14 protein-coding genes and 1 tRNA gene are annotated in these 11,307 nt (G+C 64.9%); 12 read left to right on the forward strand and 3 right to left on the reverse strand.

Annotation, left to right across the window (positions count from 1 at the left end):
* Positions 1 to 76, forward strand: a 76-nt coding sequence (locus tag CVM52_RS19850) for an EF-Tu C-terminal domain-related protein (RefSeq protein ID WP_205964993.1), incomplete at its 5' end; no start/stop codon positions are given.
* A 19-nt stretch (positions 77 to 95) separates the two neighbouring features.
* Here CVM52_RS19850 and CVM52_RS19855 read toward each other — a convergent pair.
* Positions 96 to 917 (reverse strand): DUF6473 family protein, encoded by an 822-nt coding sequence (locus CVM52_RS19855; RefSeq protein ID WP_100164165.1) that lies wholly within the window; start codon positions 915 to 917, stop codon positions 96 to 98.
* A gap of 160 nt (positions 918 to 1,077) precedes the next feature.
* On the opposite strand from CVM52_RS19855, the gene CVM52_RS19860 reads away from it, so the two are divergent.
* The gene (locus tag CVM52_RS19860) at positions 1,078 to 1,953 is read left to right on the forward strand and encodes a 3-hydroxybutyryl-CoA dehydrogenase (RefSeq protein WP_100164166.1); all 876 of its coding nucleotides are present in this window, start codon (positions 1,078 to 1,080) and stop codon (positions 1,951 to 1,953) included.
* Here the strand turns inward: CVM52_RS19860 and CVM52_RS19865 are convergent.
* On the reverse strand, positions 1,950 to 2,651 hold the full coding sequence (locus tag CVM52_RS19865; protein ID WP_100164167.1) for a lysophospholipid acyltransferase family protein: 702 nt from the start codon (positions 2,649 to 2,651) through the stop codon (positions 1,950 to 1,952). The two genes, CVM52_RS19860 and CVM52_RS19865, sit on opposite strands and share 4 nt — an antisense overlap.
* Before the next feature lie 127 nt (positions 2,652 to 2,778).
* Here CVM52_RS19865 and CVM52_RS19870 point away from each other — a divergent pair.
* The 3 genes from CVM52_RS19870 (at position 2,779) to CVM52_RS19880 (ending at position 4,722) form a co-directional block, all read left to right on the forward strand.
* A tRNA-Trp gene (locus CVM52_RS19870) sits at positions 2,779 to 2,854 on the forward strand.
* 260 nt (positions 2,855 to 3,114) lie between these two features.
* Entirely contained in the window at positions 3,115 to 3,726 is a 612-nt protein-coding gene (locus CVM52_RS19875) for a TetR/AcrR family transcriptional regulator (protein WP_100164168.1), read from the forward strand.
* 15 nt (positions 3,727 to 3,741) lie between these two features.
* Positions 3,742 to 4,722, forward strand: coding sequence for a zinc-binding dehydrogenase (locus CVM52_RS19880; protein ID WP_100164169.1), 981 nt, complete (start codon positions 3,742 to 3,744; stop codon positions 4,720 to 4,722).
* Between the two features lie 138 nt (positions 4,723 to 4,860).
* Here CVM52_RS19880 and CVM52_RS19885 read toward each other — a convergent pair whose 3' ends face one another.
* The gene (locus tag CVM52_RS19885) at positions 4,861 to 5,397 is read right to left on the reverse strand and encodes a peroxiredoxin-like family protein (protein ID WP_100164170.1); all 537 of its coding nucleotides are present in this window, start codon (positions 5,395 to 5,397) and stop codon (positions 4,861 to 4,863) included.
* Between the two features lie 85 nt (positions 5,398 to 5,482).
* On the opposite strand from CVM52_RS19885, the gene CVM52_RS19890 reads away from it, so the two are divergent.
* The 7 genes from CVM52_RS19890 to CVM52_RS27995 all read left to right on the forward strand — a co-directional run bounded on the left by CVM52_RS19890 (position 5,483) and on the right by CVM52_RS27995 (position 11,195).
* Positions 5,483 to 6,241 (forward strand): AraC family transcriptional regulator, encoded by a 759-nt coding sequence (locus tag CVM52_RS19890; protein ID WP_100164171.1) that lies wholly within the window; start codon positions 5,483 to 5,485, stop codon positions 6,239 to 6,241.
* A gap of 60 nt (positions 6,242 to 6,301) precedes the next feature.
* Positions 6,302 to 6,496: a preprotein translocase subunit SecE gene (gene secE, locus CVM52_RS19895; protein ID WP_100164172.1), complete on the forward strand. Its 195-nt coding sequence runs from the start codon at positions 6,302 to 6,304 to the stop codon at positions 6,494 to 6,496.
* Positions 6,497 to 6,715: 219 nt separating this feature from the next.
* Positions 6,716 to 7,249, forward strand: a complete 534-nt coding sequence (gene nusG, locus CVM52_RS19900; RefSeq protein ID WP_100164173.1) for a transcription termination/antitermination protein NusG — start codon at positions 6,716 to 6,718, stop codon at positions 7,247 to 7,249.
* Positions 7,250 to 7,264: 15 nt separating this feature from the next.
* Positions 7,265 to 7,852, forward strand: a complete 588-nt coding sequence (locus tag CVM52_RS19905) for a YdeI/OmpD-associated family protein (protein ID WP_100164174.1) — start codon at positions 7,265 to 7,267, stop codon at positions 7,850 to 7,852.
* A 157-nt stretch (positions 7,853 to 8,009) separates the two neighbouring features.
* Positions 8,010 to 8,435, forward strand: a complete 426-nt coding sequence (gene rplK, locus CVM52_RS19910; RefSeq protein ID WP_100164175.1) for a 50S ribosomal protein L11 — start codon at positions 8,010 to 8,012, stop codon at positions 8,433 to 8,435.
* 1 nt (position 8,436) lies between these two features.
* Entirely contained in the window at positions 8,437 to 9,135 is a 699-nt protein-coding gene (gene rplA / locus CVM52_RS19915) for a 50S ribosomal protein L1 (protein WP_100164176.1), read from the forward strand.
* Between the two features lie 167 nt (positions 9,136 to 9,302).
* Positions 9,303 to 11,195 (forward strand): BMP family ABC transporter substrate-binding protein, encoded by a 1,893-nt coding sequence (locus CVM52_RS27995; protein ID WP_100164177.1) that lies wholly within the window; start codon positions 9,303 to 9,305, stop codon positions 11,193 to 11,195.
* Positions 11,196 to 11,307: the final 112 nt, after the last annotated feature.

Genomic DNA, 11,307 nt, shown 5'->3' on the forward strand with positions numbered 1-11,307 from the left:
AAACGGCCTGCGCTTCGCCATCCGCGAAGGTGGCCGCACCGTCGGCGCCGGCGTGGTGTCGAAGATCATCGAATAAGCCTGCGGGCCTGTTCGAGTTAATCCAACCCCGTCCCGGACAGGCTCCGGGGCGGGGTTTGCATTTTGCGCAGCAGTGCTTCGGCGATGGCCTGATGCGCCGAGGGCCCGATCATCCGCGCCGCCGCCGGTGCCTGTAGCGGCCCGTAATGCATCGCCAGCATCTCGCCGGCGCGGCCCGCCGGGCGCACCGGCACCTCGACCACGCCGGCCAGGCCGGGCGTCAGGGCATTGATCATTTCCCGATCCAGCAGCGCCGGATTCGCCCCGTCATAGCGCAGCCATAACAGCAGCGGAGGCCGGCCCAGCCGGGCCTGGAGTTGCTGCATCCGGTCGCACCAGCAACGTTTCAGGTGGCGCTCCACATCGCCGCAGCGGTGCGGTGAAATCTTCCGCATCCCGGCCAGCAGGTGGCGGTTGAAGTTGTACTCGGTGAAATCCAGTTCCGGGAACAGCGCCCGCAGCGGCGCTGCGGGGGCCAGGAACCGGTCATTGCGGCGTGGATGCACCCGGTAGTAGCGGTTGGTCAGGTTCTGCGGACCCATCGCCTGCACCACCGATATTTCGGCGCCCGCCGCAATTTCCAGCAGCGTCGGATCGTCCAGGTAGGCGTCGATCCCGGCATTGCTGCCGCCCAGGTTCAGGCAGGGCTGTCCGGTGGCCAACTCGATCAGGCTGGCAAAGGGCCGGGCGACGAATTTGCCGAAGGTCTCGCCATCGCCGAGAAAGGCGAAATAGGGTTTTTCCGGCACCCGCCGCGGCCCGCGGCAGAGCAGTTTCGATGTGCCATACCGGCACGGCGGAATCTCCAGCGTCCCGGCGCCAGGGTTCTCAAAGCTCATATCACCCACCAATGTGTCTTCACCCGGGAGCGATCTTGGGCCATAGCCCTTGCCAGCAGGCTAATGCGAGGATTTAGCGCAATTTGGCGCCACTGCCGCCTCTTGTCCCCGGCCTGCCGGGGCCGGTAGGGTGGCGCAGCGAATAAGAAGGGCGATGGGCATGACGATTCAGAAAGTCGGTGTGGTGGGTGCGGGCCAGATGGGGAATGGCATTGCCCATGTGTTTGCACTGGCAGGGTATGATGTGCTGATGACCGATGTCAGCCAGGAGGCTTTGGACAAGGCGGTCAAACTTATCGAGGGCAACCTGGCGCGGCAGGCCTCGCGTGGCAAGATCGATGAGGACGAGGTGGCGGCGGCGATGGGCCGGATCAGCTGTACCCTGTCCCTGGCCGATCTGGGACAGACCGATCTGGTGATCGAGGCGGCGACCGAACGGGAAAGCATCAAGCAGGCGATCTTCGAGGATTTGCAGCCGCATCTGAAACCCGACACGATTCTGACTTCGAACACCTCGTCTATCTCGATCACCCGGCTGGCCAGCCGCACCGACCGGCCGGAAAAATTCATGGGCTTCCACTTCATGAACCCGGTGCCGGTGATGCAACTGGTCGAATTGATCCGCGGCATCGCCACCGACGAGCCGACCTACAAGGCGCTGCACGAGGTGGTGGAAAAACTGGGCAAAACCGCCGCCTCGGCCGAGGATTTTCCCGCCTTCATCGTCAACCGCATCCTGATGCCGATGATCAACGAGGCGGTCTATACGCTGTATGAGGGCGTTGGGTCGGTCAAATCGATCGACGAAAGCCTCAAGCTGGGGGCGAACCATCCGATGGGGCCGCTGGAACTGGCCGATTTCATCGGGCTGGACACCTGCCTGGCGATCATGAACGTGCTGCATGACGGGCTGGCCGACACCAAGTACCGGCCCTGTCCGCTGCTGACCAAATATGTCGAGGCCGGTTGGCTGGGTCGCAAGACCCAGCGCGGCTTTTACGATTATCGCGGCGAGACGCCGGTGCCGACCCGCTAGGGCACCAGGCGGTCCGGCGCGCGGCCGGCGGCGGCGTCGCTGGCATCGGTGACCGCGTCCAGCGCGGCTTGCAGACTTTGCCGCAGCGCTTCGGTTTCGGTGTCATCGGCCTTGCGCGGCACGGTGTCTTGCCAGGCGCGGCAGACCAGGGTGCCGCGCGAAAACGGCAGCGGCAGCATGAACCGGTCCCAGCTGGGAAAGCGCAGCACCCGGCGGGCCGACCAGGACAGCACGAAGATGCGCTTGCCCGAGGACCGCGCCCAGACCAGCGGCACGGTCGAGGCCTGCCGTGCCGGGCCGCGCGGGCCGTCCACGGCGATGCCGATGGTATAGCCGTCGCCGATCCGGCGCAGCACCTCGCGCGACAGGGCGACGTGGCGCTTGTGACTGGACATCGGCACGGTGGCAAAGCCGAACCGCGCCAGCACCTGTCCCACCAGCCGCCCCGCGCGGGCCGAGGTGGTCAGCGAACAGAATCGCCCCAGCGACTGGTCGAACATATAGGGCGCCATCACCAGCCGCTGGTGCCAGACGCAGAAGATCACCGGCTCGCCGCTGCGCAGCACCTCGTCCATCGCCTCGAACCCGTCACGCTCCCAGCGCGAGGTGGCATAGGCCAGGCGCACCCAGCCCGAAAACAGCCCGGCGACCGCGCGGTTCACGCGCGGGCTGTCGGCGATCTTGCGTCTCAGGCTCATCTGTGGCGGCGTCCCTTTGCAGTGGTGGCGTGCCTTACAGCGCGAATTCGTTCGGCAGGCAAGGGCAGGGTAGGCGCAATTCCCTCTTGCCCCGTCGCCCGCGCTGTCTTAGATGAGGCGCGGCCCTAGGGGTATAGCTCAGCTGGTAGAGCGACGGTCTCCAAAACCGTAGGTCGCGGGTTCGAACCCTGCTGCCCCTGCCAATCCTTCCAAAATTTGGTGAAGTCTTGCGGCCGCAGTGCGCCACCACGGGCGGATTCCTGCGATTGTTCTCGGGTCAGTTTCTTGTTTCGCCACGGCGAATAACCGGGTGTGCAAGCCGCGATGCCCGGTGCGCGGTCCGCTGCGCGGCGGCTTTCCGCAAGGACGGCTGCACGATGCCAGGCAGTGGGCGGACAGAACCTTGATCACGACTGCGAGAGGATCATAGACGACCGGTCTATTATTGGTTATCTGGCGGCCTATGACAGAGGCAAGCAAATCGGATCTCACCAGGAAGCGCATTATCGAGGCGGGGCGCGGCCTTTTGCTGCGCTATGGGTTTTCGGGCGTCGGCCTGGCGCGCATCCTTGCAGAAAGCGGCGTTCCCAAGGGGTCATTCTACTACTACTTCGACTCCAAGGAGGCGTTCGGCGCGGCGCTGCTGGACGACTACATCGCCGGCTATCTCGCGCGGTTCGAAAGCCTGATGGCCAGCCCCGGAACCGCGGGCGACAGGCTCTCCCGATTCTGGGATGCATGGATGGCACAGGCGGATCACGCCGGGATTGCCAGCGAATGCCTTGTGGTCAAGCTAGGCGCTGAAATCGCCGACCTCTCCGGGCCGATGCGCGAAATCCTCGACAGTGGCGTCGATGCGCTTGTCGAACGCATCGCGTTCCTGCTGCGCGAAGGGGCCGCTGACGGCAGCCTGAACCGCTTTGACGATCCAGACGCGACGGCGCGGATGCTCTACGCCAGGTGGCTCGGAGCCGCGATCCTGGCCAAGCTGGCGCAGAACAACGCGCCGCTGCGCATGGCGCGGGCCGAAACGGCGGCGCAGCTCACCCCCACCGAAAACATCACGACAGACTGAAAAGGAAATACCAGCATGTTCGCTGCCATTCACGACACTTTCGGCGAGCCCGCCGAAGTTATCACGCCGCGCGAAATCGACCGGCCCGAACCCGCCGCGGGCGAGGTGCTGATCCGCATGGTGCTTTCGCCGATTCACAACCACGATCTGTGGACGATCCGCGGCAACTATGGCTACAAGCCCGAACTGCCCGGCGCCATCGGCGGCTCGGAAGCGCTCGGCATCGTCGAGGCGCTTGGCGAGGGCGCCGATCCCGAATTGCTTGGCCAACGCGTGGTGGCGGCCGGCGTGCATGGCACCTGGGCGGAATACTTTACCGCCCCCGCCGCCGCCCTGCTGCCTTTGCCCGACGCGATCCCCGACAGCGCCGGCGCCCAGCTTATCGCCATGCCGTTCAGCGCGATCTCGCTGCTTGAGACGCTGAAGGTCACCGAAGGCCAGTGGCTGATCCAGACCGCGGCGAATGGAGCGGTCGGCAAGATCATGTCCGGCCTTGCAAAGGCGCGCGGCATTCACCTGCTGAATCTGGTGCGCCGCGACGCCGCCGCCGATGAACTGCGGACGGCGGGGATGACCAACGTGCTTTCGACCGAAGATCCGGATTGGACGGCGAAGGCCCGCGACCTGATCGGCGCGGCGGGCGCGGTTTCGGCCATCGATTCGGTCGGTGGCGAGATGGCGGCCAAGCTGGTGGAACTGCTCGGCATTGATGGCGAATTGGTGGTCTTTGGCACCGCAACCGGTGCGCCGCTGGCGCTGTCCTCGGGTGAGCTGATCATGAAACACGTCACGGTCAAGGGGTTCTGGGGGTCGCGGGTCAGCAAGGAAATGGCGCCCGACACCCGCCGCCGCCTGATCACGGAACTGGTCGGCCTTGCGGTGCGGGGCGATCTGCCGTTGGAAACGGGGGGCGACTTTGCGTTGTCGCAGAGTCCCGACGCGATGAAGGCGGCGCTGGTGCCCGGCCGTAGCGGCAAGATCATGTTGCGCCCCTAAGCCGCCGAAAACCTCAAGGTCCGGCCCGGTTGCACGGGCCGGCCCCTTTCGCGGGTGTCAGCGCCCGGATCAAGGCGCGCCGGGGCGGATCCCCGCAGACCCGGCCACGCCCCGATCTGGATGCGGGACAGCGCCGGGTCAGACGGCGCCGGTATATTCCCCGCGCGCCGGATAGTTCCGATCAATCGCGAAATCCAGCGCCGCAACCAGCTCGGAAAAATGCGGTCGCACGAAGGGCATGGTCTGCACCGACCCGTAATAGAGCGACTGTTCGGGGGTGATCAGGAACAGTCCGGGTTCCGAAAACAGCTTGGGCTCTTCGATGCCGATCGACGTCTTGCCGCGCCCGGTCGAGATGTAGAGCCCCCATTCGCGCGCTTTGGCAAGGTCGAGCCCATAGCCAAAACGAAGCTCCTTGGCGCCGACGCGTTCGGCCATGTCGACCGTGCGCTCTTTGCCATCCGAACTGATCGCGATGCTGGTGACCCCGCGTTCGGCAAAGGCGGGCACGAGTTTCTCGAATTCCTTCAGGTAATTGGCGCAGATCGGGCAGTGCAGGCCGCGGTAAAAGCAGATTACGGTGCCGCGTTCCGAGGATTCGCTGGCCAGATCGAAGGTGCCGTGGTTCAGCGTTTCAAGCTTCAGATCGGGGGTCTTCTGTCGGGGAATAAGCATTTTGTCGTTCCTCTACTTGCAAGAACGCTTTCCTTATCGCACAATTTGGCCAGAATATTCGCAAAAAACTGATCGAAACGCCGATATGGCCCGATATGACCGCCTGTCGACACTGATGAACCGCTTTGCGCTGGAGGTGCGGCCGTCACCGGCCGAGGCGGCGCATCTGTTCGTGCTGCAACAGGCCGGCGCTTCGCAGCCGCATCAACTGGTCTTGGCGCCGCATCCCTCGGCGCCGTTTCGGCCCGCACCCGACGTGCAGGTGATCTTTTCCGCGGCGGTGGACTGGGGCGGGTCTGACAACCCGCTGCTTTCCGCGCTACCTGCACAGACCGAGCAGAACCTGGAGGGTGATGCGGATCTGGCGGCGCTGGTGCAATTGATCTGCGCCGAACATGCGGCGCGGCGCTGTGGCGTGGCCTCGGTGCTGAACCGGATGGGCGAGGTGCTGATCGTGAAGATGTTGCGCCGGCTGATGGAGATCGGGGTGACCCATGCCGGGGTGCTGGGCGGGCTGTCCGACCGGCGGCTGGCGCGGGCGATCGTGTCGATGCACGAGGCGCCGGGGCGGGCCTGGACCAGCGCCGATCTGGCCGATGTCGCCGGGCTGTCGGTCAGCCGCTTTACCCAGCTGTTCGGTCAGAAGGTCGGCGCGACGCCGGCCGCCTATCTCAGGCGCTGGCGCATGGCGCTGGCGCGCCAGGACATCATGCAGGGAGACCGAATCGACGCAGTGGCCCGGCGCTATGGCTATGGCTCGTCCGAGGCGCTGAATCACGCGATGCGGCGGGAAACCGGCCAGGCGCCGGGAGCGTGGCGTCGCGCGCAGGCGATGCAGCCTTGAAATCCGCCCCCCCGGCGGCTATGTGCGCTTGCAGAACCGCAGTAGGAACGAGCGCGCGCCATGACCACCAATCCGATCCAGTTCGTCAACCAGGTCCGCGCCGAGATTGCCAAGGTGGTGTGGCCGACCCGGCGCGAGGTGCTGCTGACCACGGTGATGGTGTTCATCATGGCGGCGCTGACGGCGGTGTTCTTCGCATTGGTCGATCTGCTGATCCGCACCGGCCTGCAGGGCATTCTGGGCATTTTCGGCTAGGCCCGGGCCTGCGGCAGCACCTGTCTGCCGCCCGGAACTCATGATCAATCGGGTTGATCAATCGCGCGGGGAGGGGTAGGTCACGCCTTGCCCAAGACCCTGGCGTGCGGCGATTCGCGTCGCGCGCCGCTTTTCGTTACGGGCAGGGGCGCGCCCCGGCAAGTTTAGCAGATCACGGCGGGCCAAAGGCCGGCCGACACAACAAGGACGGCACAGGCAATGGCGAAACGGTGGTACTCGGTCAGTGTTCTTTCGAATTTCGAAAAGAAGATCGCAGAACAGATCCGCACCGCGGCGGCCGAACAGGGGCTTGACGAGGAAATCGACGAGGTTCTGGTGCCCACCGAAGAGGTGATCGAGGTGCGCCGCGGCAAGAAGGTCACGACCGAGCGCCGCTTTATGCCCGGCTATGTGCTGGTGCATATGGAGATGTCCGACCAGGGCTATCACCTGATCAACTCGATCAACCGGGTCACCGGGTTCCTTGGGCCGCAGGGCCGGCCGATGCCGATGCGCGATGCCGAGGTCAATCAGATCCTGAACCGGGTGCAGGAAGGCGAGGAAACGCCGCGCACGCTGATCCATTTCGAGGTCGGCGAGAAGGTCAAGGTGAACGACGGGCCGTTCGAAGATTTCGACGGCATGGTCGAAGAGGTGGACGAGGATAACGAACGCCTCAAGGTCACCGTGTCGATCTTCGGCCGCGAGACCCCGGTCGAGCTGGAATTCACCCAAGTCTCCAAGCAGGGGTGATGGCGGGCTGCGGGGATGGCACAGTCCGATCCCCGCATTGAACGCTATCTTGCCAAAGACCGGCCCTGGCGCGACGAGATGGTGGCGCTGCGCGCCATCCTGCTGTCCGAGGGCCTGAGCGAAACGCTGAAATGGCGGTCGCCCTGCTATACCGCGCATGGCGGCAATGTGGCGATGATCGCCGGGCTGAATGACGCGGCGGCGCTGTCCTTCTTCAAGGGTGTGCTGATACGGGATGATGCCGGGCGGCTGGAATTGCCCGGCCCCAATTCGCGTTCGGCCCGGTTCATGAAATTCGCCGGGATGGCCGAGATCGCGTCGGCCGAGGCACTGATCCGCACCTATATCCGCCAGGCGGTCGAGAACGAGCGGCTGGGCCGCAAGGTGGATCTGCCGAAGGACGATTTCGATTATCCCGAGGAACTGGTCGCGGCGATGGCGGCCGACCCCGTTCTGGCCGAGGCTTTCGCGGCGCTGACGCCGGGGCGGCAGCGCGGCTGGGTGCTGCATTTTGCCGGCGCCAAGCAGGCCGCCACCCGCCATTCGCGGATCGCCAAGGCGACCCCGAAGATCCTTGCCGGCAAGGGGATGCACGACAGATAAGGGTTGCGCCAAGGCGCGGTCGGGTGTATCGGGCGCGCCTGTCGCCCGCGTGGCGACATCCCCTGTGGGAGGCGAGGGTGCCGCGGCATCCGGACCGGACCACACAGCAAAAATCCGGAGGGGCGCGCCCTGACGGTGTTGGAAAAGGAGAAGGCCAATGGCCAAGAAACTCGTGGGCAGCATGAAGCTGCAAGTGCCCGCAGGTCAGGCGAACCCGTCGCCGCCGGTGGGCCCGGCGCTGGGTCAGCGCGGCATCAACATCATGGAATTCTGCAAGGCGTTCAACGCCAAGACCGCAGACATGGAGCCCGGCGCTCCGTGCCCGACCGTGATCACCTACTATCAGGACAAGTCCTTCACCATGGACATCAAGACGCCGCCGGCGTCCTATTACCTGAAGAAGGCGGCCAAGCTGAAATCGGGCGCCAAGATGCCCTCGCGCGAGACCGTGGGCACGGTGACCGCAGCGCAGGTGCGCGAGATCGCCGAGGCGAAGATGAAAGATCTGAACGCCAACGATATCGAAGCGGCGATGCAGATCATCCTGGGCTCTGCCCGCTCCATGGGCATCGAGGTGAAATAAGATGGCAAAGCTTGGAAAACGGACCCGCGCCGCGCGCGAAGCTTTCGCCGGCAAGGAAAACCTGAGCGTCGAGGACGCCGTTGCACTGGTCAAGGCCAATGCCTCGGCCAAGTTCGATGAAACCGTGGAACTGGCGGTGAACCTGGGTGTCGACCCGCGCCATGCCGACCAGATGGTGCGCGGCGTTGTCGGCCTGCCCAACGGCACCGGCAAGGACGTGCGCGTTGCCGTCTTCGCCCGCGGCCCCAAGGCCGAAGAGGCGCAGGCCGCCGGGGCCGACATTGTCGGTGCCGAGGACCTGATGGAAACCATCCAGGGCGGCACGATCAATTTCGACCGCTGCATCGCCACCCCGGACATGATGCCGATTGTCGGCCGCCTGGGCAAAATCCTCGGCCCGCGCAACCTGATGCCGAACCCCAAGGTGGGCACGGTGACGATGGACGTGGCCGATGCGGTCAAGGCCGCGAAGGGCGGCGAAGTGCAGTTCAAGGTCGAAAAGGCCGGCGTGGTGCATGCCGGTGTCGGCAAGGCCTCGTTCGACGAAGCCAAGCTGGTCGAGAACATCCGCGCCTTTATCGACGCGGTGTCCAAGGCCAAGCCGGCCGGCGCCAAGGGGACCTATATGAAAAAGGTCTCGGTCAGCTCGACCATGGGCCCGGGCGTCAGCATCGACGTGACCAACGCCACCGGCAACTGAGCCGGGCAGGTTTTGGAATGACAGCGGGCGGCCCTTGGGCCGCCCGTTTGCGTTTTGGCGCAGCAGCCCTGGCTGAAAACGCTTGTTTTCTATTGAAAAGAATTTTTTCAGCGCGTTGAATCGCCCCTGCAAAGATTTTTTAGTTCGCGATTGAGTGGGGGTAAGGGATGTCGATTTTTCTGATTGGCTTGAAGGGACAGTCTTTTCCGGAGGATCTGACGGGGTTCAAGCTGGTCCCGCGTGGGCCCGGCGCCATGGAAGAGATCGAGGCGCTTGGCGCGGTGTCGGCGCCGATCGCGTTCGGCGAAATCTTCATCGCGTTGCAGGTCGGGGTGGTTGACGGGGTCTTGGCCACCACTGCGGCAGAGCGCGACGCGATTTTGACCGCACTGGCCGGGGACGGATTTTACATCACACTGGAGGGCAGCGATCCCCCGGCGGAGGTGCCCACCGCCGGGCCCGATGATCTGAACGGAACCAATGCCGCCGATGTGGTGAAGCTTCTGGCCGGAGACGACATCTTTCGCGCCGGCGGCGGCGCCGACAAGGTCTGGGGCCAGGCCGGGGCCGATACGATTTTTGGCGGCAACGGCAATGACCGCCTGTTCGGCGGCGGCGGCCGCGATGCCCTGTCCGGCAACAAGGGCGCCGACAGGCTGGCGGGCGGGGCAGCCAGCGACAAGCTGTGGGGCCAGGGCGGCGCCGACAAGCTGTTTGGCGATGCCGGCAACGACCGCTTGTGGGGACAGGGCGGCAAGGACGTGCTGAACGGCGGCAAAGGCGGCGACGTGTTGCGTGGCGGCGGTGGCAACGACACGCTGAACGGTGATGCCGGCAGTGACACGCTGTTCGGCGATGCCGGCAAAGACAAGCTGAATGGCGGCGCGGGCAACGACATGATGACCGGCGGTGGTGGCGCCGATATCTTCATCTTCGAAACCACCACCGCCAAGAACCACGACACCATCACCGATTTCCAGAAGGGGGTCGACACGATCCGCGTCAGCGATGGCGACTACCGGCTGGTCAAGACCGGCGGCGATGTGGTGGTGAAATTCGGCGGCGGCAACAGCCTGACGCTCGACGGTGTATCGGGCAAAAAGGCGGTTGCGGCGGCCATCGAAGTGATCGGGGGGACAATGCCCACACCCACCCCAATCGACAGCGACCCGGCGTTGATCTTCGATCTGGGTGGCAAACTCGACAAAAGCCTGAACGAAAGCGCCTATCACGGTGCCGAACGCTGGGCCGCTGCCACCGGGCAGACCTATTCCAGTTTTGAAATCACCTCGGAAGCACAGCGGGATCTCATCCTTCGCCGCTTTAGTGGCAGTGACGTCGAGCCGATCGTGGTGATCGGGCAGGCATATGCCGATTCGCTGAACCGGGAGGCGCCGGCGGCGCCGGACACCAGCTTTGCCATTATCGACGCGGTGGTCGATCAGCCCAATGTCAGCTCCTACAGCTTTGCGATTGGCGAGGTTGCCTATGTCATGGGCGTCATCGCGGCGCTGGCCTCGGAAAGCGGCAAGGTCGGCTTTGTCGGCGGCATGTCCTCGACCCTGATGCAGCGCTATGTGATCGCCTTCGAGCAGGGGGTGATGGCCACCGATCCGCAGGCCGAGGTGATCGCCCACATGACGGGAAGTACACCGGCGGCCTGGAATGACCCGGTCAAGGGCGTCGAGTTGGCCAATCTGCAGATGTCGCAGGGTGTGGATGTGATCTTTACCGCCGCCGGCGGCACCTCGATCGGGGTGTTCCAGGCGGTCGCGGATGCTGACAAGCTGTTCATTTCGGCGGATGCCGATGTTTCCTACCTGCATCCCGACAACGCGCTGACCGCCGCGGTCAAGGAGGTCGGCGCGGTGGTCGAGATGATCTTTGAACAAGGCACCGGCATTGCACCGGGCGAGCACGAACTGGGCTTTGCCGAAAACGCCGTTGCCTATGCCGAGAGCGATCTGATGAATCGCGCGATGACCCGTGCCGCCGATGCGGCGATTGCCGATATTCTGTCGGGCAAGATCGTGATCGACGACCCGTTCGACCTGGCCTGAGCCGCGGCAGGGCCGGCGTCTAGCCGCGCCGCCCCGCCATGGCCTTTGCCGCGTCGCGGCAGGCGTCCTCCAATGCGCGTGGCTTGTGCCGGGCGGCGGCCAGGCTGTCGTC

The organism is Pseudooceanicola lipolyticus, from assembly GCF_002786325.1.
In the GTDB taxonomy this organism is placed as follows: domain Bacteria; phylum Pseudomonadota; class Alphaproteobacteria; order Rhodobacterales; family Rhodobacteraceae; genus Pseudooceanicola_C; species Pseudooceanicola_C lipolyticus.

Excerpts from the sequence above, each read along its gene's own strand:
- CVM52_RS19855 (WP_100164165.1), bottom strand. The coding sequence starts at position 917 with ATGAGCTTTGAGAACCCTGGCGCCGGGACGCTGGAGATTCCGCCGTGC.
- CVM52_RS19860 (WP_100164166.1), top strand. The coding sequence starts at position 1,078 with ATGACGATTCAGAAAGTCGGTGTGGTGGGTGCGGGCCAGATGGGGAAT.
- CVM52_RS19865 (WP_100164167.1), bottom strand. The coding sequence starts at position 2,651 with ATGAGCCTGAGACGCAAGATCGCCGACAGCCCGCGCGTGAACCGCGCG.
- CVM52_RS19875 (WP_100164168.1), top strand. The coding sequence starts at position 3,115 with ATGACAGAGGCAAGCAAATCGGATCTCACCAGGAAGCGCATTATCGAG.
- CVM52_RS19880 (WP_100164169.1), top strand. The coding sequence starts at position 3,742 with ATGTTCGCTGCCATTCACGACACTTTCGGCGAGCCCGCCGAAGTTATC.
- CVM52_RS19885 (WP_100164170.1), bottom strand. The coding sequence starts at position 5,397 with ATGCTTATTCCCCGACAGAAGACCCCCGATCTGAAGCTTGAAACGCTG.
- CVM52_RS19890 (WP_100164171.1), top strand. The coding sequence starts at position 5,483 with ATGGCCCGATATGACCGCCTGTCGACACTGATGAACCGCTTTGCGCTG.
- secE (WP_100164172.1), top strand. The coding sequence starts at position 6,302 with ATGACCACCAATCCGATCCAGTTCGTCAACCAGGTCCGCGCCGAGATT.
- nusG (WP_100164173.1), top strand. The coding sequence starts at position 6,716 with ATGGCGAAACGGTGGTACTCGGTCAGTGTTCTTTCGAATTTCGAAAAG.
- CVM52_RS19905 (WP_100164174.1), top strand. The coding sequence starts at position 7,265 with ATGGCACAGTCCGATCCCCGCATTGAACGCTATCTTGCCAAAGACCGG.
- rplK (WP_100164175.1), top strand. The coding sequence starts at position 8,010 with ATGGCCAAGAAACTCGTGGGCAGCATGAAGCTGCAAGTGCCCGCAGGT.
- rplA (WP_100164176.1), top strand. The coding sequence starts at position 8,437 with ATGGCAAAGCTTGGAAAACGGACCCGCGCCGCGCGCGAAGCTTTCGCC.
- CVM52_RS27995 (WP_100164177.1), top strand. The coding sequence starts at position 9,303 with ATGTCGATTTTTCTGATTGGCTTGAAGGGACAGTCTTTTCCGGAGGAT.